25 protein-coding genes are annotated in these 22,380 nt (G+C 73.5%); 12 read left to right on the top strand and 13 right to left on the bottom strand.

Annotated elements, in window-relative coordinates; translation table 11 throughout:
- Nucleotides 1-19: 19 nt before the first annotated feature.
- Nucleotides 20-724, top strand: coding sequence for a 2-C-methyl-D-erythritol 4-phosphate cytidylyltransferase (locus H5V45_RS14735; protein WP_185253621.1), 705 nt, complete (start codon nucleotides 20-22; stop codon nucleotides 722-724).
- A gap of 78 nt (nucleotides 725-802) precedes the next feature.
- Here H5V45_RS14735 and H5V45_RS14730 read toward each other — a convergent pair whose 3' ends face one another.
- On the bottom strand, nucleotides 803-1,399 hold the full coding sequence (locus tag H5V45_RS14730) for a 2-C-methyl-D-erythritol 4-phosphate cytidylyltransferase (RefSeq protein WP_185253620.1): 597 nt from the start codon (nucleotides 1,397-1,399) through the stop codon (nucleotides 803-805).
- Nucleotides 1,400-1,501: 102 nt separating this feature from the next.
- Nucleotides 1,502-1,987 carry a CarD family transcriptional regulator gene (locus H5V45_RS14725; protein ID WP_185253619.1) on the bottom strand — a complete coding sequence of 162 codons (486 nt, stop codon included), beginning with the start codon at nucleotides 1,985-1,987 and terminating at the stop codon, nucleotides 1,502-1,504.
- A 200-nt stretch (nucleotides 1,988-2,187) separates the two neighbouring features.
- Here H5V45_RS14725 and H5V45_RS14720 point away from each other — a divergent pair, with 200 nt between their 5' ends.
- The 3 genes from H5V45_RS14720 (at nucleotide 2,188) to H5V45_RS14710 (ending at nucleotide 4,557) form a co-directional block, all read left to right on the top strand.
- Nucleotides 2,188-3,105, top strand: coding sequence for a UbiA prenyltransferase family protein (locus H5V45_RS14720; protein WP_185253618.1), 918 nt, complete (start codon nucleotides 2,188-2,190; stop codon nucleotides 3,103-3,105).
- A 133-nt stretch (nucleotides 3,106-3,238) separates the two neighbouring features.
- Nucleotides 3,239-3,811, top strand: coding sequence for a hypothetical protein (locus tag H5V45_RS14715; RefSeq protein ID WP_185253617.1), 573 nt, complete (start codon nucleotides 3,239-3,241; stop codon nucleotides 3,809-3,811).
- 2 nt (nucleotides 3,812-3,813) lie between these two features.
- Nucleotides 3,814-4,557, top strand: a complete 744-nt coding sequence (locus tag H5V45_RS14710) for a phosphoglyceromutase (protein ID WP_185253616.1) — start codon at nucleotides 3,814-3,816, stop codon at nucleotides 4,555-4,557.
- Nucleotides 4,558-4,573: 16 nt separating this feature from the next.
- Here H5V45_RS14710 and phoU read toward each other — a convergent pair whose 3' ends face one another.
- Nucleotides 4,574-5,230, bottom strand: coding sequence for a phosphate signaling complex protein PhoU (gene phoU / locus H5V45_RS14705; protein WP_185253615.1), 657 nt, complete (start codon nucleotides 5,228-5,230; stop codon nucleotides 4,574-4,576).
- Nucleotides 5,231-5,350: 120 nt separating this feature from the next.
- On the opposite strand from phoU, the gene H5V45_RS14700 reads away from it, so the two are divergent.
- The 4 genes from H5V45_RS14700 to H5V45_RS14685 all read left to right on the top strand — a co-directional run bounded on the left by H5V45_RS14700 (nucleotide 5,351) and on the right by H5V45_RS14685 (nucleotide 8,696).
- Nucleotides 5,351-6,481 carry an ATP-binding protein gene (locus H5V45_RS14700; RefSeq protein ID WP_185253614.1) on the top strand — a complete coding sequence of 377 codons (1,131 nt, stop codon included), beginning with the start codon at nucleotides 5,351-5,353 and terminating at the stop codon, nucleotides 6,479-6,481.
- Nucleotides 6,478-7,155 (top strand): response regulator, encoded by a 678-nt coding sequence (locus tag H5V45_RS14695; RefSeq protein ID WP_185253613.1) that lies wholly within the window; start codon nucleotides 6,478-6,480, stop codon nucleotides 7,153-7,155. The genes H5V45_RS14700 and H5V45_RS14695 overlap by 4 nt, the downstream gene beginning before the upstream one ends.
- Nucleotides 7,156-7,373: 218 nt before the next feature.
- The gene (locus tag H5V45_RS14690) at nucleotides 7,374-8,324 is read left to right on the top strand and encodes an EamA family transporter (RefSeq protein WP_185253612.1); all 951 of its coding nucleotides are present in this window, start codon (nucleotides 7,374-7,376) and stop codon (nucleotides 8,322-8,324) included.
- 18 nt (nucleotides 8,325-8,342) lie between these two features.
- The gene (locus H5V45_RS14685) at nucleotides 8,343-8,696 is read left to right on the top strand and encodes a DUF1304 domain-containing protein (RefSeq protein ID WP_185253611.1); all 354 of its coding nucleotides are present in this window, start codon (nucleotides 8,343-8,345) and stop codon (nucleotides 8,694-8,696) included.
- A 24-nt stretch (nucleotides 8,697-8,720) separates the two neighbouring features.
- Here the strand turns inward: H5V45_RS14685 and H5V45_RS14680 are convergent, their stop codons facing one another.
- The 3 genes from H5V45_RS14680 to H5V45_RS14670 form a co-directional block, all read right to left on the bottom strand.
- Nucleotides 8,721-9,236: a YbjN domain-containing protein gene (locus tag H5V45_RS14680; protein ID WP_185253610.1), complete on the bottom strand. Its 516-nt coding sequence runs from the start codon at nucleotides 9,234-9,236 to the stop codon at nucleotides 8,721-8,723.
- Entirely contained in the window at nucleotides 9,233-10,492 is a 1,260-nt protein-coding gene (mshA, locus tag H5V45_RS14675; RefSeq protein WP_425491444.1) for a D-inositol-3-phosphate glycosyltransferase, read from the bottom strand. The genes H5V45_RS14680 and mshA overlap by 4 nt, the downstream gene beginning before the upstream one ends.
- A 113-nt stretch (nucleotides 10,493-10,605) precedes the next feature.
- Nucleotides 10,606-10,989, bottom strand: coding sequence for a hypothetical protein (locus tag H5V45_RS14670; protein WP_185253609.1), 384 nt, complete (start codon nucleotides 10,987-10,989; stop codon nucleotides 10,606-10,608).
- A 104-nt stretch (nucleotides 10,990-11,093) separates the two neighbouring features.
- Here H5V45_RS14670 and H5V45_RS14665 point away from each other — a divergent pair, with 104 nt between their 5' ends.
- Together H5V45_RS14665 and H5V45_RS14660 are read left to right on the top strand one after the other, a co-directional pair.
- A complete protein-coding gene (locus H5V45_RS14665) occupies nucleotides 11,094-11,855 on the top strand; it encodes an SDR family oxidoreductase (protein ID WP_185253608.1) in 762 nt (253 codons plus the stop codon).
- 81 nt (nucleotides 11,856-11,936) lie between these two features.
- Nucleotides 11,937-12,626, top strand: a complete 690-nt coding sequence (locus H5V45_RS14660; RefSeq protein WP_185253607.1) for an amino acid racemase — start codon at nucleotides 11,937-11,939, stop codon at nucleotides 12,624-12,626.
- Between the two features lie 168 nt (nucleotides 12,627-12,794).
- Here the strand turns inward: H5V45_RS14660 and H5V45_RS14655 are convergent, their stop codons facing one another.
- The 5 genes from H5V45_RS14655 to H5V45_RS14635 all read right to left on the bottom strand — a co-directional run bounded on the left by H5V45_RS14655 (nucleotide 12,795) and on the right by H5V45_RS14635 (nucleotide 17,592).
- The gene (locus H5V45_RS14655; RefSeq protein WP_185253606.1) at nucleotides 12,795-14,123 is read right to left on the bottom strand and encodes a protealysin inhibitor emfourin; all 1,329 of its coding nucleotides are present in this window, start codon (nucleotides 14,121-14,123) and stop codon (nucleotides 12,795-12,797) included.
- 58 nt (nucleotides 14,124-14,181) lie between these two features.
- On the bottom strand, nucleotides 14,182-14,691 hold the full coding sequence (locus H5V45_RS14650) for a hypothetical protein (RefSeq protein WP_185253605.1): 510 nt from the start codon (nucleotides 14,689-14,691) through the stop codon (nucleotides 14,182-14,184).
- Between the two features lie 24 nt (nucleotides 14,692-14,715).
- Nucleotides 14,716-15,549: an Imm63 family immunity protein gene (locus H5V45_RS22705; protein ID WP_185253604.1), complete on the bottom strand. Its 834-nt coding sequence runs from the start codon at nucleotides 15,547-15,549 to the stop codon at nucleotides 14,716-14,718.
- A 9-nt stretch (nucleotides 15,550-15,558) separates the two neighbouring features.
- Nucleotides 15,559-17,013, bottom strand: a complete 1,455-nt coding sequence (locus H5V45_RS14640; protein WP_185253603.1) for an NHL repeat-containing protein — start codon at nucleotides 17,011-17,013, stop codon at nucleotides 15,559-15,561.
- Nucleotides 17,014-17,118: 105 nt separating this feature from the next.
- Complete coding sequence (locus H5V45_RS14635) at nucleotides 17,119-17,592, bottom strand: PPOX class F420-dependent oxidoreductase (RefSeq protein WP_185253602.1); 474 nt, start codon at nucleotides 17,590-17,592, stop codon at nucleotides 17,119-17,121.
- 195 nt (nucleotides 17,593-17,787) lie between these two features.
- Here H5V45_RS14635 and typA point away from each other — a divergent pair, with 195 nt between their 5' ends.
- Entirely contained in the window at nucleotides 17,788-19,680 is a 1,893-nt protein-coding gene (typA, locus tag H5V45_RS14630) for a translational GTPase TypA (protein WP_185253601.1), read from the top strand.
- A gap of 62 nt (nucleotides 19,681-19,742) precedes the next feature.
- Here typA and H5V45_RS14625 read toward each other — a convergent pair whose 3' ends face one another.
- Nucleotides 19,743-20,378, bottom strand: a complete 636-nt coding sequence (locus H5V45_RS14625; RefSeq protein ID WP_185253600.1) for a DUF4386 family protein — start codon at nucleotides 20,376-20,378, stop codon at nucleotides 19,743-19,745.
- 92 nt (nucleotides 20,379-20,470) lie between these two features.
- Here H5V45_RS14625 and H5V45_RS14620 point away from each other — a divergent pair, with 92 nt between their 5' ends.
- The gene (locus tag H5V45_RS14620) at nucleotides 20,471-20,971 is read left to right on the top strand and encodes a thioesterase family protein (RefSeq protein ID WP_185253599.1); all 501 of its coding nucleotides are present in this window, start codon (nucleotides 20,471-20,473) and stop codon (nucleotides 20,969-20,971) included.
- Nucleotides 20,972-20,981: 10 nt separating this feature from the next.
- On the opposite strand, the gene H5V45_RS14615 is transcribed toward H5V45_RS14620, so the two are convergent.
- The gene (locus tag H5V45_RS14615; RefSeq protein ID WP_185253598.1) at nucleotides 20,982-22,334 is read right to left on the bottom strand and encodes an MFS transporter; all 1,353 of its coding nucleotides are present in this window, start codon (nucleotides 22,332-22,334) and stop codon (nucleotides 20,982-20,984) included.
- Between the last annotated feature and the right edge of the window lie 46 nt (nucleotides 22,335-22,380).

Below are 22,380 nucleotides of genomic sequence, written 5' to 3'. Positions count from 1 at the left end.
GGCCGCCTAGACTCCGCGCGTGCCCGCCGCCGTCGTCATCCTCGCCGCCGGCGCCGGGACCCGCGTGGGGGCCGGCGTCAACAAGGTCCTGCTGCCGCTGGGCGACGCCCCGGTGCTGGTGTGGTCGCTGCGCGACGCGCTCGCGCAGCCGGACGTGCACCGGCTGGTGCTGGTGGTCCGGCCCGACGAGCGCGACGACGTCGCCGACGCGGTCACGCCGTGGCTCGGCAACCGGGAGGTGCTGGTCGTCGACGGCGGCGAGACACGGCACCGCTCGGAGTGGAACGCGCTGCGCGCCCTCACCCCCGACATCGAGTCCGGCGCCGTCGACGTGGTCGTGATCCACGACGGCGCGCGGCCGCTGGCCGGGGAGGCGCTCTGGGCCGCCACGATCGCCGCCGCCCGCGAGCACGGCGGGGCGATCCCGGTGGCACCGCTCGACCACCTGCTCGTCGTCGCCCCCGACGCTCCTCCGACCGCCGCCGGCGCCGGCCTCGCGGGGGTCCAGACGCCGCAGGCCTTCCGCGCGGGCGACCTGCTGACGGCGTACCGCCTCGCCGAGCACGACGGCTTCGACGCCACCGACACCGCGGGCTGCCTGGAGCGCTACACCGACGTCCGCATCGCGGCCGTGCCGAGCACCTCGCTCAACCTGAAGATCACCTTCCCCGAGGACGTCGCCCTCGCGACCCGTCTCGCCCCGGGGCGGCCCGCGGCGGGATAGTCCGCCACGAACCTGTCGCTGCGGCGGGCTCGGAGCGACCAGAACGTGGCGGACTACCGGCCCGCCCGCCCGCTCGCGTCAGCGGGGAGGGCCGGTGAGCGCCTCGAGGAGGCGTACGTCGTCGGCCGACCCGACCCGGCGGGCCTCGGCCGGGGCCCCGAGCAGCTCGACGGGGAACCGCTCGGCCAGGGCGGCGACCAGGTCGGCGAAGTCCAGCGTCGGCAGGCCGTCCAGCGCGGCGACGACGGACGCCGGCAGCACGATCGGCGAGACGACCGCGGCCAGCGTGGACCGGTCGACGGTCGCGCCGACGAGGACAGGGCCGTCGGCGTCGCCGTCGGGGCCGACGTGCTTGACGGTGTCGGTCACCGGCCGGACCCCGACCACGACCCGGTCGTGCTCGACGGCGGCCGTGACGCACGCGGCGATGAAGGAGGCCGGGGTCATCGGGCAGAGCGCGTCGTGCAGCACGAACGGCTCCTCGGCGTCGACCAGACCGGCCCACTCGGTGCCGACGTCGACGGCCAGCACCCCGGCGTCGCCCAGCGCCCAGGACGCGCAGGCGACCAGCGCCTCGCCGTGGACCAGGGCGAACGGCAGCGACCCGCGGTCCTGCTCCACGACGGAGCCGAGCGCGGGCGGGGACTCGGGGACGTCATACGCATCGTGGGTCATGGCCCTCAGACCGTATGACGTCCGCCCGGTCCGGCGGCGGCGGACCCCGAAATGCACGCTGCCCCCGGGGTGACCCGGGGGCAGCGTGGAGATCGGTGTCGATCAGGAGGCGAGGACCTCGTCGAGGATGGCCTCGGCCTTGTCCTCGTTGGTGTGCTCGGCCAGGGCCAGCTCGGAGACGAGGATCTGGCGCGCCTTGGCCAGCATCCGCTTCTCACCGGCCGAGAGCCCGCGGTCGCGCTCGCGGCGCCACAGGTCACGCACGACCTCGGCGACCTTCAGCACGTCGCCGCTGTGGAGCTTCTCGAGGTTGGCCTTGTAGCGGCGCGACCAGTTGGTCGGCTCCTCCACGTGGGCCGCCCGGAGGACGTCGAACACACGGTCCAGGCCCTCCTTGTCGACCACGTCGCGCACCCCGACCAGGTCGAGGTTGCAGGACGGGACGCGAACGACCAGGTCCTGCTGGGCGACAATCCGAAGGACGAGGTATTCCCGGTCCTCCCCCTTGATGGTGCGCGTCTCGATGTCCTCGATGATCGCGGCCCCGTGATTTGGGTAAACAACCGTTTCGCCGACGGTGAAAGTCATGTGTGAGGTACCCCTTCCTAGGTGACCATTCTAACACGGCTCGGAAGCGGCCCCGTTCACGTTTGCGCAGGTCAGAGGCACATTGTGGGCTTGACAGAATCGCCGTTCGTATGGTGGGCCGGGTGTCCGGCGCGCGACCCGGGGGCGCCAAAGCGGGCGAATCACGACCTGCGGGAGCCCGTTGGCGGATACTGCCGACCATGGTGATGACGCGGCGTGCGCGCAAGAAGAAGGACCTCCCCGACGAGGGCGTGGGAGCGGCCCCCGCGGCCGCGTCGGCGACTGCCGCGGACACCGCGTCCGGCACCGCCCCCGCCCCTCGCCGCGCCACGGGCGCGACCACGACCGAGCCGCTCGCCACCGCCGTGACCGCGCCGGTGCAGCCGCAGCGGCGCGCCGGGCGCCGGCTCTCGCTCGGCACCCTCGGCCCCGTACTGCTGCTGCGCGCCGGCCACCCGCGCCAGGCCGTCGTCACCGCGCTCGGCGTCGCCGCCGCGGCCGCGCTGGCGGGGCGTACGACGCGCGAGCTCGGCCTGGTCTTCGTCACCGTGCTCGTCGGCCAGACCATCCTCGGCTGGCACAACGACATCGTCGACGCGGCCCGCGACCGCCGCCACGAGCTCGCCGGCAAGCCGGTCGCGCTCGGCCAGCTCGACGCCGGGACCGTCTGGTTCGCCCTGATCGTGGGCGTGCTGCTCGTCGTCCCCCTCTCCGTCGCCAACGGCGTCACCGCCGGCAGCGCCTACCTCGTCTCGCTGGTCGTCGGCCTGCTCGGCAACGTCGCGCTCCGCCGTGGCCTGCTCTCGTGGCTGCCGTGGGCGGTGTCGTTCGCCCTGCTGCCCGCGTTCCTGTCGTACGGCGGCTGGGGCGGCGACGCCACCGGCAACCCGCCCGAGATCGCCATCACCGTGCTGGCCGCACTGCTGGGCGTGTGCGTGCACGTGCTGCGCGCCCTGCCCGGGCTGGTCCCCGACAACGCCGACGGCTGGAAGCACCTGCCGCTGCGGCTCGCGCTGCGCACCGGCGCCACCAAGCTGCTCGTCCTCGGCTCGGTCGCGACCGCGATCGTGGTCGCGGCGCTGCTGCTCACCGGCAACGCCGTCGGCCTGTCCCAGTGACCCGTCGGGACCGCCCGGTGACCAGTCGGGCGAGCCTCGCGCGCGCCCACTAGTCTGGGCACCACCACCCCGCCGTACCGGCACCGCAGCCAGGTCCCCCTGGTGCCCGCCGACGACCTGCGAAGGCCTGAAGATGCACCTCCGACGCTCGACCGCACTCGCCCTGGGCGCCCTGCTGCTGTCCGCCCCCGCGCTGACCGCCTGCGGCTTCAACTACGCGACCGACCGGGTCAACACGATCCAGAACGGCGCCACCGACCGCTCCGGGAAGGTCGACGTGCTCTCCGCGATCGTGGTCTCCGCCGCGGACGACTCGGGCACCTTCATCGCGTCGTTCTCCAACAACGACCAGGCGAAGGAGGCGACCTTCGAGTCGATCGCCGGCGCCGACGGCAACACGATCCAGCCGGGCGACTTCAGCGCCCTCACGATCCCGCCCGGTGGCTTCGTCAACCTCGCCACCAACGGCGGCGTGCCGGTGTCCGGCACCTTCAAGGCCGGCGAGTACCTCCCCATCACCGTCACCTTCGGCAGCGGTGAGCGCGTCACGCTCAAGGTGCCGGTCGTGACCGCCACGGGCGAGTACGCCGGCCTCGACATCTCGGGCGGGGCGAGCGCCAGCCCGTCCGACGCCCCCTCGGAGAGCCCGTCCGAGTCCCCGTCGGAGTCGTCCTCCGCGAGCCCGTCCGCGTCCCCGTCGGAGTGACCATGACCCACACCCTGATCCTGCTCCGCCACGGCGAGAGCGAGTGGAACGCCAAGAACCTCTTCACCGGCTGGGTCGACGTGGCCCTCACCGACAAGGGCCGTGACGAGGCCGTCCGCGGTGGCGTCCAGCTCAAGGAGGCCGGGCTGCTGCCCGACGTCGTCCACACCTCGCTCCAGCGCCGCGCGATCAACACCGCCGCGCTGGCCCTCGACGCGGCCGACCGGCACTGGATCCCGGTGAAGCGCTCCTGGCGCCTCAACGAGCGCCACTACGGGGCGCTGCAGGGCAAGGACAAGAAGCAGACCCTCGCGGAGTACGGCGAGGAGCAGTTCATGACCTGGCGCCGCAGCTTCGACGTGCCGCCCCCGCCGCTCGCGGACGACGACGAGTTCTCCCAGGTCGACGACCCGCGCTACGCCGACCTCGGCGACGAGCTGCCGCGCACCGAGTGCCTCAAGGACGTGATCGCGCGGATGCTGCCGTACTGGCAGTCCGACATCACCGCCGACCTGCGCGCCGGCAAGACCGTCCTGGTCGCCGCCCACGGCAACAGCCTGCGCGGCATCGTCAAGCACCTCGACGGCATCAGCGACGACGACATCGCCGGGCTCAACATCCCGACCGGCATGCCGCTGGTCTACCGCCTCGACGACGACCTGGCCCCCACCGTCCCCGGTGGCGAGTACCTCGACCCCGAGGCGGCCGCAGCAGCAGCCGCCGCCGTCGCCAACCAGGGTCGCTGAGCCGGTCGGACCAGCCTCAGGCCCCGACGGTCCGCGGGTCCTGGCCGGTGACGACGAAGACGACCCGGTTGGCGACCGAGACGGCGTGGTCGGCGATCCGCTCGTAGTACCGCCCCAGCAGGGCGATGTCGACGGCCGCCTCGACGCCGTGGTCCCAGTCGTCGGAGAGCAGCTCGACGAAGGATGCGCGGCGCAACTGGTCCATGACCTCGTCGTCGCGGCCGAGCTCGATCGCGGCGGCGACGTCGCGGCCGGTGATGATCTGGGAGACCCGGCTGACCATGTCCTCGGCGACGGTGGCCATCTTGGTCATCGTCGGCTGCACCTCGAGGGGCACGGCGACGTTCGGCACCCGCAGGCGGGCGATCTTCGCGACGTGGACGGACAGGTCGCCCATCCGCTCGAGCTCGCTCACCATCCGCAGCGCGGAGACGACGGTGCGCAGGTCGCCGGCGACCGGCTGCTGCAAGGAGAGCAGCTGGAAGGCCTTCTCCTCGACGCTCTCGCGCGCCCGGTCGATCTCGACGTCGGCGCTGATCACCCGCTCGGCGACCTCGGCGTCGCCGGTCAGCAGCGCCTCGGTGGCGAGTCGCACGGCACTCTCGACGCTGCGGCAGATGCCCGCGAGGTCGTCGAAGACGGAATCGAGCTGTTCATGGAAGGCCTCACGCATGAGGAGGAGCCTACGAGGGCCGGATGACCAGTCGGGGTCGGCCGGTGAACGAGGAGTGAACAGTCGGAAGCCAGGCCCCGCTCGGCAAATTCCAGGTGAATCGAGCCCTACTCTTGGGGCGTGGACCCGACGACGCAGGCCTTCCTCGCCGCGCTCATCGGAGCCGTCGTCGCCGGCGGCGCCGTGCTCGCCTGGGCGGTCAGCGACCGCCAGCAGCACCGTGCCCCTGCCGTCGAGGAGCCCGTCGTACCCCCCGGGGTGGCGACCGTGCTCTCCGTGCTCCGCAGCAGCGCGGTCGTGGTCGACGACAGCGACGTCGTCCTGAAGGCCTCGGCCCCGGCGTACGCCCTCGGCCTGGTCCGCGGCACCGCCCTGGTCTCCGAGGACCTCGCCGACCTCGTCCGGCAGGTGCGTCGCGACGGACAGATCCGCGAGACCGAGCTGCTGATGTCGCGCCCGGGCATGCCGGCGCGCCACGTCACCGCCCGCGTGGCCCCGCTGGGGTCGCGGCTCGTGCTGGCGCTGGTGGAGGACCGCACCCGGGAGCGCCGGGTCGAGGCGGTACGCCGTGACTTCGTCGCCAACGTCAGCCACGAGCTCAAGACGCCCGTCGGCGCGATCCGGCTGCTCAGCGAGGCCGTGAGCGACGCGTCCGAGGACCCGGAGGCGGTCAAGCGCTTCGCCGGCCGGATGCTGACCGAGAGCGACCGCCTGTCCCGGCTGGTCCAGCAGGTCATCGAGCTGTCCCGGCTGCAGGGCGACGACCCGCTCGAGGCCCCGATGGTGGTGGAGCTGGACGAGGTGATCGCCACGGCCGTCGACACCAGCGCCATCGACGCGGACTCCAAGCGGATCGCGATCGTCACCGGCGGTATCACCGGGCTGCAGGTCTTCGGCAACGAGGAGCAGGTCACGGCCGCGGTCGCGAACCTCGTGGCCAACGCAGTGTCGTACTCCGAGTGCGACTCCACCGTCCTCGTCACCACCAAGGCCGACGAGGGCAAGGTCGAGATCTCGGTCGTGGACCAGGGCATCGGCATCCCCACCGACGAGATGGACCGGATCTTCGAGCGGTTCTACCGCGTCGACCCGGCCCGGCACCGCTCGACGGGCGGCACCGGTCTGGGGCTGTCCATCGTCAAGCACGTGGCCGCGACGCACGGCGGAGAAGTCCGTGTGTGGTCGGTCGAGGGGCAAGGGTCTACGTTCACCCTGTCCCTTCCGCGCAGGAACCAGGAGGCAGGCCGGTGACCCGGGTACTCGTCGTCGAGGACGAAGAGAGCTACAGCGACGCGCTCGCCTACATGCTCCGCAAGGAAGGCTTCGAGGTCGCGATCGCGGCCGACGGCAACGCCGCGCTCGCGGAGTTCGACCGCAACGGCGCCGACATCGTGCTGCTGGACCTGATGCTGCCGGGCATCCCCGGGACCGAGGTGTGCCGCACGATCCGCCAGACGTCCAACGTCCCGGTGATCATGGTCAGCGCCAAGGACGACGAGGTCGACAAGGTGGTCGGGCTGGAGCTCGGCGCCGACGACTACGTCACCAAGCCGTACTCCCCCCGCGAGCTGGTCGCCCGCATCCGCGCCGTCCTGCGCCGCGGCGCCGACCCCGACCTGGCCCCCGCCACCCTCGAGGCCGGCCCCGTCCGGATGGACGTCGAGCGCCACGTCGTCACCGTCGGCGGCGAGGAGCAGCGGCTGCCGCTCAAGGAGTTCGAGCTCCTCGAGATGTTCCTGCGCAACCCCGGCCGGGTGCTCACCCGCGGCCAGCTCATCGACCGCGTCTGGGGCTCCGACTACGTCGGCGACACCAAGACCCTCGACGTCCACGTCAAGCGGCTGCGCGCCAAGCTCGAGCCCGACCCCGGTGAGCCGAAGTTCCTCGTCACCGTGCGGGGGCTCGGGTACAAGCTCGACCTCTGAGGTTCTCCGGGGGCGTCGGTTTCCCCGGATATCCGGGGAATTTGGCGCTTTCCGGGTGTTGCAACCCCCGGAAAGTGACAGTTTCCCCCGGGAAGTCGCCGCAGTTTCCCCCGGGAAGTCGCCGGCGAAGGCCGCACCAGGCGGCACTGGCGGGATGTCGCGCAACGACGTCCGATAACCGCGTGTCGGGCGTCGGTGGACGTCCCTAGGCTGGGCGCGTGACGAGTACGACGACCTCCCCGACCAGCCGCCCCGCTCCCGACCAGCCGGTCGCGACGTGGCTGCCGGTCACGGCCGTCGCGGTCACCCTGCTGCTCTGGGCCAGCGCCTTCGTGGCGATCCGCTACCTCGGCGACGACTTCTCCCCGGGCGCCCTCTCGCTGGGGCGGCTGCTCGTCGGGGCGCTGTGCCTCGCGGCGGTCGCGCTCCCCCGCGGCCTGCCGCGCCCCCGCGGCCGCGACCTGCTGCGGATCCTGGCCATCGGGGTGCTGTGGTTCGGGGTCTACAACCTCGCGCTGAACGAGGGCGAGCGGCGCGTCGACGCCGGCACCGCCGCGATGCTGATCCAGGTCTCGCCGGTGCTGATCGCGCTGCTGGCGGCCGTCTTCCTGTCCGAGCGCTTCACCGTCTACCTCGCCGGCGGGCTCGCGCTGGCCTTCGCGGGCGTCGCGGTCATCGCGTTCTCGACCAGCCCCGGCGGCAACAGCGACGTGGTCGGGGTCGTGCTCTGCCTGGTCAGCGCGGTCGTCTACTCCGTCAGCCTGGTCCTGCAGAAGCCCCTCATGACCCGGATGGCGGCCGTGCACGTGGTCTGGCTCGCCTGCAGCGTCGGGGCGGTGGCCTGCCTGCCGTTCGCCGGCCAGCTCTGGTCGGAGACCGCCGCGGCGCCGACGGCGTCGATCCTGTGGCTCGTCTACCTCGGCATCTTCCCGACGGCGATCGCCTTCACGACGTACGCCTTCGCCCTGCAGCACATGTCCGCGAGCAGCCTCGGCGTCACGACGTACCTCGTCCCGCCCCTCACCATCGTCATGGGGCTCGTCTTCCTCGGCGAGGTGCCGCCGACCATGGCGTACGCCGGCGGCGTGCTCGCGCTGGTCGGCGTGGCCGTCGCTCGGCGCAAGCCGCGCCCGCGGGTGCTGACCGAAGAGCCTGCCCGACCCGCCTGAGGCTGCCATGCTGCGGGGATGACGATCCTCGCTGACGTGCTGGTCGGGCTGGTGGCCGCGCTGCACGCGTACTTCCTCGTGCTCGAGATGTTCCTCTGGACCAGGCCGCTCGGTCGCAAGACGTTCGGCAACACCGCCGAGTTCGCCGAGTCGACCAAGGTGCTCGCCGCCAACCAGGGCCTCTACAACGGCTTCCTGGTCGCCGGGCTCGTCTGGGGCCTGGTCGCGGACCAGCGCGACGTGAAGATCTTCTTCCTCACGTGCGTCGTCGTCGCCGGGGTGTACGGCGCCCAGACGGTCAGCCGCCGGATCCTGGTCGTGCAGGCGCTGCCCGCGGTGCTCGCGCTGGTCGCGGTGCTCGTCGCCGCCTGACGCCAGCGCGCCACGACGCCCGCGTCAGTCAGCCGCAGGAGGCGCGTCCTCGTCGCCCGCCTCCAGCCAGCCCCGGAACGCGTCGAGGTTCCGGGTCGACTCCCCGCGCAGCTTGCGCCACTCCCACTCCTTGCGGATCGAGGAGGCGAAGCCGAGCTCGAGGATCGCGTTGAACGACTCGTCGGCGTACGACAGCACCGAGCCGAGCAGCCGGTCCAGCTCGTCGGCAGCACCCTCGCCGAGGGCGGCGAGCGGGAGCCGCGCGTCGAGGTAGATGTCACCGGTCCGGTCGACGGCGAACGAGACGGCGTACATCTTGAGGTTCCGCTCCAGCAGCCAGCGGTAGACCCGCTCGTGGTTCTCGTCGGGGTTCCGGCAGACGAAGGCGTGCACGCCGAGGGCGTGGGCGCCGACGTCGAGGCGGACGGCGGTCTGCAGCTTCTTCTCGCCGGGCAGCGAGAACGAGAACACCCCGGGCGCCGTCTCCTCGAACTCCAGGTCGTTGGCGCGGAGGTAGGACCGGACGACGTCCGCGCTCACGAGACCGCCTCGCGCATCAGCGAGCCGGCCCGGCGGTAGACCTCGAGGGTCCGCTCGGCGGTCCGCTCCCACGCGAAGCTGCGCGCCTGCTCGAGCGCACCGACCTCGAGCCGGGCCCGCAGGTCGTCGTCCTCGAGCACCCGGCGCAGGGCCGCGGCCCAGTCGCGCGGCTCGTGCGAGTCGACGAGCAGGCCCGAGTGGCCGTCGCGGACGACGGTCGGCAGGCCGCCGACGGCCGCGGCGACGACGGGGGTGCCGGCGGCCTGGGCCTCGGCGGCGACCAGGCCGAAGGACTCGTTGTACGACGGCACGGCGACCAGCGTGGCGGCGGCGTACCACCGCGCCAGCTCCTCCTGCGCCACCGGCGGCACGAAGCGGACCACGTCCTCGAGGCCGAGCTCCGCGGACAGCTGGGCCAGCGACTCGGGGTGGTCGAGGCCGGAGCCCGAGGGGCCGCCGACGACCGGGACGACCATCCGGGAGCGGAGCGAGGGCTGCTGGGCGAGCAGCTCGGCGACGGCGCGCAGGAGCACGTCGGGCGCCTTGAGCGGCTGGATCCGGCCCGCGAAGAGCAGCACGTGGGCGTCGAGCGGCAGCCCGAGCGCACCGCGGGCGGTGTCCTGGTCCATCGGCCGGAAGACCTCGAGATCGACACCGGGGTGGACGACCTCGACGCGGCCGGGCTCGGCGTCGTACAGCTCGATGAGCTGCTTGGCCTCGATGTCGGTGTTGGCGATGAGGACGTCGGCGGCCTCGACGACCTGCTCCTCGCCGATGATCCGCGCGGCGGGCTCGGGGGTGTCACCGAGCGCGAGCGCGGCGTTCTTGACCTTGGCCATCGTGTGCATGGTGTGCACGAGCGGCACGCCCCAGCGGTCGCGGGCGAGTGCGCCGACCTGCCCCGAGAGCCAGTAGTGCGAGTGCACGGCGTCGTAGTGGCCCACCGGCTGCGCGGCCTCGGCGCGGAGCACCTCGCGGGCGAAGACGCAGAGCTGGCCGGGCAGCTCGCCCTTGGTCAGCCCCTCGAACGGGCCCGCGTGGATGTGCCGCACGAGCACTCCGTCGAAGGCCTCGACGACCGGCGGCAGCGTCGAGCTGGTCGCGCGCGTGAAGATGTCGACCGCGATGCCCTGCTGGGCCAGGCGGCGCGAGAGCTCGATGACGTAGACGTTCATCCCGCCCGCGTCGCCGATCCCCGGCTGGTCGAGCGGGGAGGTGTGCAGGCTGATCATCGCCAGCCGCCCGATGCGCTCCACGTCGCTCCCTCTCTGTCGTGCTCCACGTCGCACAACCGCTCCAGCGTGCCAGCGATTCCCGCACGGCGGTACGCCGGGTCGTACCCCGACCGGGCACGCCCCACGCCGGCCGGTCAGCGAGCGTGAGCGCCGGCCCTGCGGCGGGCCTCGCGGCGACGCCGGTCCCGAAGCAGCCGCTGCACGGCGGCACCGGCGACCACGAGGCCGAGGACCCCGTCGATCACCCGGGGGTTGCCCGCGGGGTGCAGCACCTCGAGCACCGACCACACCAGCAGCGGGAAGGCCACGGCGACGATCGCCTGCAGCCACGTCGCACTCGTGCTGACCAGTCCCGCGCCCATCCCGGCCAGGCCCACGGCGAGGAGCACCAGGCCCACCCAGTACAGCCCGTCGGCGGCGCCGCCGGTGCCCGACCCGGCGAGGTCGAGCACGAGCCGGACGACCCAGCAGAGCCCCCCGAGGAGGCCCGAGCCACGGGCGACGGTGTGCAGATCCATGGAGCTCCCACTTCGGCGTCGCTGCTCCCCCGTGAGGGGGCCGAACGACAGGCAGTGTGCCACCGGGCGCCGCTCCCTCACCACCGCCGGGCAGAATCGGGGGCATGAGCACTCCACGCACCGCCGTCGTCACCGGAGCCAGCAGCGGGATCGGGGCCGCGTCCGCGCGCGCCCTGGCCGCCGAGGGGTTCCGCGTCGTCTGCGCCGCCCGGCGCACCGACCGGATCGAGGCCCTCGCCGAGGAGATCGGGGGTCTGGCCGTCGCCTGCGACGTCACCTCCCGGGAGTCCGTGGCCGGGCTGGCCGCTGCAGTCGAGGCCGAGGGCGGCGTCCTGCACGTCCTGGTGAACAACGCCGGCGGCGCGTTCGGCTCCGACACCGTCGAGGGAGCCGACCCGGCCGACTGGCGGGCGATGTACGAGGTCAACGTGATCGGCCTGCTCCAGGTCACCCAGGCCCTCCTGCCGGCGCTGCGGGCCAGCGGCGACGCGGTGATCGTCAACATGGGCTCGACCGCGGGGCGGATCGCCTACGAGACCGGCGGCGGCTACACCGCGGCCAAGCACGGCACCCAGGTCGTGACCGAGACCCTGCGCCTCGAGCTGGTCGGCGAGCCGATCCGGATCTCCGAGGTGGCGCCGGGCATGGTGCGCACCGACGAGTTCGCGATGGTCCGCTTCGACGGGGACGAGGCCAAGGCCGCCGCGGTGTACGCCGGGGTGCCCGACCCCCTGGTCGCCGAGGACGTCGCCGACGCGGTCGCGTGGATCGCGACCCGGCCCAGCCACGTCAACATCGACGAGCTGGTGATCCGGCCCCGCGCGCAGGCCGCCCAGCACAAGGTGCACCGGGTCTCCACCGACTGAACCGACTGAACCGACTGGACCGACTGACCGCGGACCGGCCGTCGCTCCCCGGCGTACTCCCGGCATGCCAGACTGCCGCCCGTGCAGACCATCGGACTGATCGGCGGGATGAGCTGGGAGAGCAGCGCCGCCTACTACCGCGACCTGAACCTCGGCGTGCAGCAGCGACTGGGCGGGTTCTCCTCGCCCAAGATCGCGCTGACCACCGTCGACTTCGCCGAGCTGACCGACCTCGAGGACGAGCAGCGCTGGCAGCAGATCGGCGAGCTGCTCGCCGAGGCCGCCACCGGCGTCGAGCGGGCGGGGGCGGACTTCCTGCTCATGTGCACGACGACGTTCCACAAGGTCGCCGACCAGGTCGAGGCCGCGGTGCAGATCCCGCTCGTGCACCTCGCCGACGTCGTCGCGCAGGCCTGCCTCGCGCAGGGCGTCACCACGGTCGGCTTCATCGGGACCAAGGTCGCGATGGAGGACAGCTTCTTCACCGACCGCCTCGCGACCCACGGCGTGACCGCGATCGTGCCGGCGCAGGAGCACCACGACTGGCTGAACACCGCGATCTACGAGGAGCTCGTGCACGGGCACGTCCTCGACCGCACCCGCCGCCGGGTCGTCTCGGTCGTCGACGAGCTGTGGGACGCCGGCGCCGCCGGGGTGCTGCTCGGCTGCACCGAGCTCGAGCTGCTGATCAAGCAGGCCGACGTCGACCTGCCGGTCTTCCCCTGCACCACCCTGCACGTCGAGGCCGCCCTCGACCGCGCCCTGGCCTGACCCCTCGCCGCCTGTTGCGGATTGGTCACCAACCGCAACATCCGGCCCCGCGGACGTGCGGATTGGTCACCAACCGCAACATCCGGCCCCGCGGACGTGCGGATTGGTCACCAAACGCAACATCCGGGCCCGAAAACCTGCGGTTGGTGACCAATCCGCACACCGCCGTCAGCCCAGGACCACCTCGGCGAGGCGACGCAGGTCGTCGGTGAGGTGCTGCTCGGGGACGCGGGCGCGCTCGCCGCAGAGGTCGAAGTCGTAGACGAACATGTCCGGGTGCGGCAGGCCCGTCCGCGCCTCGCGCAGGTCGATGCGGTCCATCAGCGAGCGCACCTCGGAGCCGCGGGGGTCGTCGCCGTCGAGGTCGACCTCGCCGCCGACGGCGAGGCCGGCGAAGCCGCCGGTGCGTCGCACGCTCACCGTCCGTGCCGGGCTCGGCGCCGGCCCGTCGCCCTCGGCCACCCCCGGCGCGCCGGCACCGGAACCGGCCGCGGCACCCGCCGGCGTCACCCCGACCGTCTCCCAGGCGCCCCGCACCGCGTCCGCGTGCGCGCCGGCCGCGGCCACGGTCGCCGCCGCGAACCCGGCGAAGTCGGTCCGGGCGCCCACGGCCCCGCCGGTCAGCGCGGCGTACCAGACCGCGCCCGCCCCCTCCCACGACGAGCCGCCGATCGCCACGGCGGCGAGCTGGAAGGCGCGGTTCGGGATGCCGGAGTTCAGGTGCACGCCGCCGTTGTCGTCGGTCGTCTCGACGTACGCCGACATGTCGGCGCCCTGCGGGTCCTTGCCCAGCGCCGGGTCGTCGTAGGCCGTCCCCGGCGCCGCCATGTCGCGCAGCCCGCGCGCGCTGATGCCCGGCACGAAGATGCCCTCGCCGATCAGCCAGTCCGCCTCCAGCGCGTCCTGCCCGAGCAGCCGCTGCTTGAGGCAGGCGGCGAACACGTCGGACATCGACTCGTTGAGCGCGCCGGACTGCCCGGCGTAGGCCAGCCCCGCCGTGTGCTCGGTGACCGCGTGGGTGAACTCGTGCCCCAGCACGTCCACCGGCTTGGTGAACCGCCCGAAGACCGTCCCGTCCCCGTCGCCGAACACCAGCTGCGTGCCGTCCCAGAAGGCGTTGTCGTAGTCCTGCTCGTAGTGCACCGTCAGGCTCACCGGCGCGCCGTTCCCGTCGTAGGACGCCCGGCCGTAGACCTCGGCGAAAAGCGCCAGCGACCCCGTGATGCCGTACGCCGCCTCGTCCACGGCCGCGTCACCGGACTCCGGCTCCCCCGCCGCCCGGACCTTCGTGCCGGGCAGCGTCGAGCCTCCGGCCGCCGTGTGCACGGTCCAGGCGGCGGACCCGACCACGCCCGCCGGCGCCGACCGCGGCGGGCCGGACCGGGCGGTGCGGAACCGCTCGTCGATCGCGAGCGTGGTGGTGCACGGCCCGCTCACCCCGGGGTGGTGGGAGGCGAGCTGCTGGAGGAGGTACGGCGGCACGAACTGACACGTCATGCCTCCACACAAGTCGAGGCCCGGCCCCGCCGCAAGGGTCGGCCCCGCGGGTGACTGGTCAGGCGCCGTACGGCCAGCGCGCCACCTCGGCGGCGATCCGGGCCGCGACCTCGTCGCCCCACCGCGGGTCGCGCAGCCGCACGATGTGCTCCCAGCGCCCGTGCACCCGGCTGCGGTCGGGCGTCGCCCCCGAGCCCTGGTCGGCCCTCTCGGCGGACACCGCGAGGCTGCGCGCCACGTCGGCGACCGCCCAGCCGACGAGCTCGTGGCGCGACGTCGTCGTGCGGCCCCACACCTCCTGCCCGCGCTCGAACGCCCGGTAGGACCAGACCCCGTCGCGCAGCACCCACCACGGGTCGGCCCCGTCGAGCAGCCCGTGGTTGAGCGGGACGTGCCGAGCCCTCATCCGGTGCAGCCGCTCCATCTCGACGACGTGGCCCACGATCTCGGCGCCCGCGAGCTCCTCCTCGGGCACGCCCGGCCGCACCCACAGCCGGTCCGGCCCCGGCCCCGGCCGCAGCTCTCCCGACGCGGTCGCGTCCGACGGCCTGCGCCGCCACCACCTCATCGCCACGACCTCATGGCCGGAACCTCATCGCACCGGCCTGTCGACGAACGGCGCGGTCCGCAGGATCCCGGCGACCCGCGCCGCCACCTCGTCGCCCCACTGGGGGTCGAGCGCGCGCGCCCACTCCTCCCACAGGCCGAACCACTGCCGCCGGGAGTCCTCGCCCTCGACCCGGTGGGCCAGCTCGTGGGCGGTGGCGCAGTCGCGCACCAGGCTGATCGCGATCCACCCGACGAAGCGGTCCTGGGAGCGCGTGGAGCGCTCGAAGACCGGCACGCCGCGCTCGTGGGCCGACCACCGGTAGAAGCCGTCCGCGAACCGGTAGAAGTCGTGGCCGCCGTCGCGGTTCTCCGTCGTCGGCACCCACCCGGGACGTCGCCCGCTGATGCGCTCCAGCCGCTCGACGACCTCTGCGAGACGACGCGCCACCACGGTCTCCTCGTCGCCCCCGAGCGCCTCCGCCGGGTCGCCGGCGAGCGCGTGGTCGACGAGAGCCTCCACCCGCTCCGCCCACGTCCCCCGGCCGAGCCGGCCGCGGCGCCACCAACCACGGGCGCCGGACGGCGGCCCCGACGGCACCACGTCGCGGGCCAGGTCCTCGACGAGCCACCGCACGAGCTGGTCGGTGGAGGTGGTCGTGCGGCGCAGGCAGACGCGGCCGCGCTCGCGCGCCTCGTAGACGTAGACCCCGTCCTGCCACCGGAAGAACACGTAGCCGGCGTCGCGGTTCTCGGTGTCGGGGACGTACGACGGCCGCTTCCCGCTCCGGCGCGCGAGCCGTTCCGCGGCGACCGCGAGCCGGGACGCGACCGCCTGCTCCTGCGGGTTCGGCCGCGACGGGCGCAGGTCGTGGTCCACCCGCCCACCCTAGGACGAGCCGGCCGCGCTCACGTCCACGCTGTCGCTGTGCACCCAGCCGCTGGTCCCGTCGGCGTTCGTCGCCCGGACCCGGCAGGCGATGCTGTGCCCCGCGTCGGCCGCGGGGACGTCGTACACCCCGTCCTCGCCGGCGTCCTGGAGGACGCCGTCGCGCAGCCAGCCGTACTCGTACGACGTCGGCGCCGGGCTCCAGCCGCCGTGCGAGCAGCTGAGCAGCTGCCCGACCTCGGGTGTCCCGACCACCACGGGCAGGTCGAAGTTCGCCGGCTCGCCCCCGCCGCTGCCGCCTCCCCCACCGGTGCCGCCGCCGTTCCCGTTCCCGCCGCCGTTGCCACCGCTCCCACCGCCGCCCGTGGAGCGCGGCGCGTGCACCCGGTGCGCCCAGTGCGTGTAGCCGCCGGTGTCCCAGCGCTGGATCCGGTAGTTGTCGCCGTCAGCGATGAAGAGGTTGCCCGACAGCCCGCTGCCGTCCTGCGCGTGCTGCGCGAGCGCCGTCGGGTGGCTCAGCCGCCCGGCCCGGTGGCTGCGCCGCGGCGGGTGGCCGAGCGTGCGGTAGAGCGAGTAGCCGTGGTGCGAGTCGAGGAAGTAGAGCGCGTTGTTGGCCGCGTCGGCCACCACCACCTGCCCGAAGCGGTCCACGGTGACGCCCGCGGGCACGGGGCGTACGCCGCCGGCCGGGCGCCGCAGCACCACCCGGTCGACCGGGTGGCGACCGGGGCGGTCCCGGCGCAGGCCGTAGGCCAGCAGGGCGGCCCGGTCCGGCAGCGTGACGTAGAGCCGCGGGCCGTGGCCCCCCTCGCCGGCGGTGGCGGCCAGCCCGCGGGCCGGCCGCGAGCCGGGCAGGTGCACCACCGCGATCCGGTCGCCGTCGGGGCCGAAGACCAGCAGCCGCGGGGCGCAGGGGTCGGCGACGTAGGTCGCCCACCACGTCGCGGTGACGCCGCCGTACCGGTCGGGGTCGCGCGCGGTCCCGTCCGGGCAGGTGCCCGTGTCGAGGCGCCGGGCCACGTGCCCACCGGGCCGCAGCAGCGAGACCCCGTCGGCATAGGCGACCCACACCGACCCCCGCCGCGTGGCGTGCAGCCCCACGACCGCGCCGTCCCGGTCGAGCGGCAGCGGCCGCCGGCGCTCGCCGTCGGCGGAGTAGCGCGCGAGGGCGCCCCCGGCCGCGAACCCGACGTACGACGTGCCGCGGCCGTCCACCCCGATCGCCGTCGGCCGCAGGGCCGCGAGCTGCCGGGACGCGGGCGTGGCGGCCCCCGTCGTCGCGGCAGCCCTCACTGCAGAGGGATGTGGTGCCGTGTCGGCGCGCGCCGGCGGCGCGGTCCCGAGTCCCGCTGCCGTCATCGCCAGCCCGACCACGCCGACCAGGCTGACGACACCGGCCAGGCGGGCACGGGCACCGGCACGCTGCGCGCGTCGCGCGCGGGGAGAACGAGCCACGCCCGGAGCGTACGACCGCCGGAGCCCGCGCTCCGGGCCCGACTGGACCGGTAGGTCTGGACCGGCCGGACGCGTGCGGGGCCGCCGGTGCCGGCCGTCAGGCGCTCAGCCGGCGGGGACGCGGTCCGGCGGGAAGCCGCCGGTGGCGATCGGGCCCCAGGACTCCACGGTGATCCGGATCAGGGACTTGCCCTGCGTGCGCATCGCGGCGCGGTACTCGTCCCAGTCGGGGTGCTCGCCGCTGATGCAGCGGAAGTACTCCACCAGGCCGTCCTCGGCCTCCTGCGAGGGCATGTCGAGGACCTCGGCGGTGCCGTCGACCTGGACGTAGGGACCGTTCCAGTCGTCGGAGTGGACCAGCACCGACACGGCTGGGTCGCGCCGCAGGTTGGTGGCCTTGGCGCGGTCGGGGTAGGTCGAGACCACGAGGCGCCCCTCGGCGTCGACGCCGCCGGTGACAGGCGACATCTGCGGGCGGCCGTCCCGCTTGGTGGTGACCAGCGTCAGCTGGTGGCGGGTGCGGGCGAAGTCGAGCAGCTCGTCGCGCTCGACGCGGGTGGCGGTGGCGATCGTCGGCATCCCTCCACGCTAACGGCCCGCCCAACCCGCGGGGCCAGCCACCGGGCCCCGCCGCCGGGCGGCCGGGCGGCCGGGGGCGGCCTCCGTCGATGCGAGGGGGAGCGGCTCCGCGCCGTAGACTCGTCGAGGCTCTCGCGTGCTCGTACCGCGCCCCGGCCCTCCCGAACCGCCACCGAAAGTGAGCTCTGCTCCCGCATGTCTGGAAACACGCAGCGCAGCGACCTGCGCAACGTCGCGATCGTCGCCCACGTCGACCACGGCAAGACCACGCTGGTCGACGCCATGCTCCGCCAGGCCGGCGCGTTCACCGCGCACCAGGCCGAGAGCGTCGCCGAGCGCGTCATGGACTCCGGTGACCTCGAGCGCGAGAAGGGCATCACGATCCTCGCGAAGAACACCGCGGTCCACTACGAGGGCCCCGCCGGCGGTGGCAAGCCGATGGTCATCAACATCATCGACACCCCCGGTCACGCCGACTTCGGTGGCGAGGTCGAGCGCGGCCTGTCCATGGTCGACGGCATCGTGCTCCTCGTCGACGCGTCCGAGGGCCCGCTCCCCCAGACCCGCTTCGTGCTGCGCAAGGCGCTGAACGCCGACATGCCGGTGATCCTGGTGGTCAACAAGACCGACCGCGGCGACGCCCGCATCGCCGAGGTCGTCGACGAGACCTACGAGCTCTTCATGGACCTCCTCGACGAGTCGCACAGCCAGGACGCCCTCGACTTCCCGGTCGTCTACGCGTCGGGCCGCGCCGGCATCGCCAGCCTGACCCAGCCCGAGAACGCCTCGATGCCCGAGGGCGACAACCTCGAGCCGCTGTTCAAGACGATCCTCGACACGATCCCCGCGCCGACGTACGACGAGGGCGCCCCGCTCCAGGCCCACGTCACCAACCTCGATGCCTCCCCCTTCCTCGGCCGGCTCGCGCTGGTCCGGGTCCACCAGGGCACCCTGAAGAAGGGCCAGACCGTCGCCTGGATGCGCCGCGACGGCGAGGTCAAGAACGTCCGGATCACCGAGCTCCTCGTGACCGAGGGCCTCGAGCGCAAGCCCGGCGAGTCCGCCGGCCCCGGCGACATCGTCGCCATCGCCGGCATCCCGGACATCACCATCGGCGAGACCCTCGCCGACCCGGAGAACCCGGTCGCGCTGCCGCTCATCCACGTCGACGAGCCGGCCATCTCGATGACGATCGGCACGAACACCTCCCCGCTGGTCGGCCGCACCAAGGGCGGCAAGGTCACCGCCCGCCTGGTCAAGGACCGCCTCGACCAGGAGCTGGTCGGCAACGTCTCGCTCCGCGTGCTCCCCACCGAGCGCCCCGACGCCTGGGAGGTGCAGGGCCGCGGCGAGCTGGCGCTGGCCATCCTCGTCGAGCAGATGCGCCGCGAGGGCTTCGAGCTGACCGTCGGCAAGCCGCAGGTCGTCACCAAGGAGGTCGACGGCAAGATCCACGAGCCGTACGAGCGCCTGACGATCGACGCCCCGGAGGAGTACCTCGGCGCGATCACCGAGCTGCTCGCCACCCGCAAGGGCCGCATGGAGCAGATGACGAACCACGGCACCGGCTGGGTCCGGATGGAGTTCATGGTCCCGGCGCGTGGCCTGATCGGCTTCCGCACCGAGTTCCTCACCGACACCCGCGGCACGGGCATCGCGCACGGCATCTCCGAGGGCTACGAGCCCTGGGCCGGCGAGATCCGCTCGCGCACCAACGGCTCGCTCGTCGCGGACCGGAAGGGTGCCGCCACGGCGTACGCCATGACGAACCTGCAGGAGCGCGGGATCATGTTCGTCGAGCCCACGACCGAGGTCTACGAGGGCATGATCGTCGGCGAGAACTCCCGCGCCGACGACATGGACGTCAACATCACCAAGGAGAAGCAGCAGACCAACATCCGGTCCGCCACCTCCGACAACTTCGAGAAGCTGATCCCGCCGCGCAAGCTGTCGCTGGAGCAGTGCCTGGAGTTCTGCCGCGACGACGAGTGCGTCGAGGTCACCCCGGACATGGTCCGGATCCGCAAGGTCGTCCTGGACGCCAACGAGCGTGCCAAGACCGCCTCGCGGGCCCGCAAGTCCAAGTAGTCACGCGCACACTGGCCCGTCCGAGCTCCTCGGGCGGGCCCGTGTGCATTTCAGGACCTAGCTCAGGGCCGGGGGCGCACGGTGTCGCGGGTGACCGCCTGCATGGCGATCCCGGCGAACCCGACCGCGAAGAGCAGGATCGTGGCCTTGCCGACCACGTCGGGGAGCAGCTTCTGGACGAAGACCGACAGCACGTGGACGAGCAGCACGACCGGGATCCAGCGCGGGACGGTCCGCGCCCGGAGCAGCGCCACGGCGAGCAGCAGCTCGCCGAGGAAGAACGCGACGATCCAGCCGTAGAGGAAGACCGCCAGGCCCGCCTCGTGGGTGACCTCGTCGAAGCCGCTGTCGCGGATCGAGCCGGTGATCACCAGCGCCCGGAAGAAGACGAGCAGCATCGCGTAGCCGGCCGTCCCGAGGAAGCCGATCGCCAGCACCAGCCCGGAGAGGTAGCTGAGGTTGCGGCCGCGGCGCTCGAAGAGCGTCAGCACCGACGGGAGCCCCACGGTCAGCGCGACCGAGGCGATGAAGAAGATCACCGCCACCACGAGCCAGCGGCCGTCCTGCTCGTGGACGAGGCGCAGGGTGTCCCGCGTGCTCGAGCCGGTCGGGGTCAGCAGGGACGCGAAGGTGAGGGCCATCGCCCCGGTCACCAGCGCGGCCGCCGACACGGGGACCCAGTCGAGCTTCTTCTGCACCCGCCAACGGTAGGGGTCACGGGAGTGTGCCGAGGCACAACACCCGAACCCGTGGCGGGTCGCGCGGACCGGGCGCCGTATCCTCAGCGACCGTGAGCACCCACCAGCCGACCTACGACCAGATCGTCGGCCTCCCGGCCTTCGCCGAGCAGCCCGTCCCCGTGGCCTTCGAGGACATCAACGGGCACCTCAACGTCCGCCACTACCTCGGCATCGCCAGCGAGGGGCTCGACGAGTCGCTCGTCGAGCTCGGGATCCCGCAGAACTGGCCGACCTCGGCCGGGCAGGCCTGCTTCTCGGTCGAGCACCACCTGACCTACCTGCACGAGCTGCGCACCGGCGACCGGATGTCCGCCCGGGTGCGCTTCCTCGGCCGCTCCGAGCGCGCCGCGCACGTGCTGGTCTTCCTGCTCGACGAGTCCCACCAGCGCGTGAGCTACGCGATGGAGGAGATCTTCGTGCACATCTCGATGGAGACCCGCCGGACCAGCCCGTGGCCCGACGACGTCGCCGCCGCGATGGACGCCAAGATCGCCGAGCACGCCGGCCTCGACTGGACCCCCGAGCTGTCGGGCACGATGGCCCTGCGCTGACCGCTCCCGGTCAGGCGGCGTCGGCGGCCGGGCGGCGCAGTCCGCGCAGCTCCGGGAGCAGCGCGACCAGCCCGAGCAGCGGGAGCACGGCGAGCAGCGCGAGGCTCCGGTCGATGCCGATCACCCCGCCGAGCCCGCCCACGACCGCCGAGCCGACGCTGCCGCCGACCAGGAACAGCAGGGTGGCGACGCCCAGGGCCACGCCGCGCACGTCCTCGTGCACGGCCTGGCCGACCGCGGCGCTGAGCGAGGGCTGACCGAGGCCGAAGGCGATCGTCACCAGGACGACCGCGACGCCCAGCACGACCGACGAGACGATCGCCGCGCCGAACGACGCCAGCACGAGCGCCACCGAGGCGATGACGCCCGCGACCGCGAGCGAGGGGCCGGAGCCGATCCGGTCCAGCAGCGGGCCGGCCACCCGCGGCACGCCGAGCGCGACCAGGGCGCTCGGGACCAGCAGCAGCCCGACCTGCCAGGCCTGCCAGCCGTCGCCGACCAGCACCGCGGGCACGGCGATGAGCAGCGCGAACCACGCGGCGGGCACGGCGGCCGCGGCCAGCGCGCTGCGCACGACGGTGGCGTTGCGGATGACGGTGAGCGGCAGGAAGCCGTGCGGGCGCCTGCGGACGCGCAGGGCCACCGCCGGGGCGCCGAGCACCAGGAGGAGCACGCCGGCGATGGCGACGGTGGCGCCCGTCGAGGGCGACTGCACCAACAGCACCAGCCCGGCGGCGGTCCCGGCCACCAGGACAGCGCCGAGGATGTCGAGGCTGGCGCCGGTGCCCTCGCCGGTCAGCGCGCGCCACAGGAACGGGATCACCAGGACCCCGAGGATCGGCAGGGCCATCACGGCGCGCCACCCGAAGGCGTGCTCGACCAGCCCGCCGGTCAGCGGGCCCAGGCAGCTGACGGCGGCGGCGTAGCCCGCCAGCCGGCCGAGCGCCAGGCCACGGGTCGCGCCGTCGTACCTTCCGCTGAGCACCGCCACGCCGAGCGTCGGCACGGCGGCGGCCCCGGCGCCCTGGACGAGGCGGGCGACGAGCAGCACGCCGAACGTCGGGGCGAACGCCGCCATCAGCGCGCCGCCGGTCATCAGGCCGATGCCGACCAGCAGCGGGATCCGGATGCCGACGAGGTCGGAGACCCGCCCGTAGACCGCGGTCGTGACCGCGAGCATCAGGGCGTAGAGGCTGATCGTCCAGGCGCCCTGACCGACGCCGACACCGAGGTCGTCGCCGAGCAGCGGCAGCGCGATCGCCGCGGAGGACGAGCCCATGCCGGCGAGGCCGAAGAGCAGCCCGAGGAGCACCGAGACCCGTCGGGAGTCGTCATCGGTCCGGGTCGGGGTCGGTGACGTCATGGGGTCCCCAACACCCACCACGGACCAACCATTCCGTCCTACCCTC

The organism is Nocardioides luti, from assembly GCF_014212315.1.
Taxonomy (GTDB): Bacteria; Actinomycetota; Actinomycetes; order Propionibacteriales; family Nocardioidaceae; genus Nocardioides; species Nocardioides luti.
Note: the sequence above shows the minus strand (reverse complement) of the source record. Positions and strands in the feature narration are given on the sequence as shown.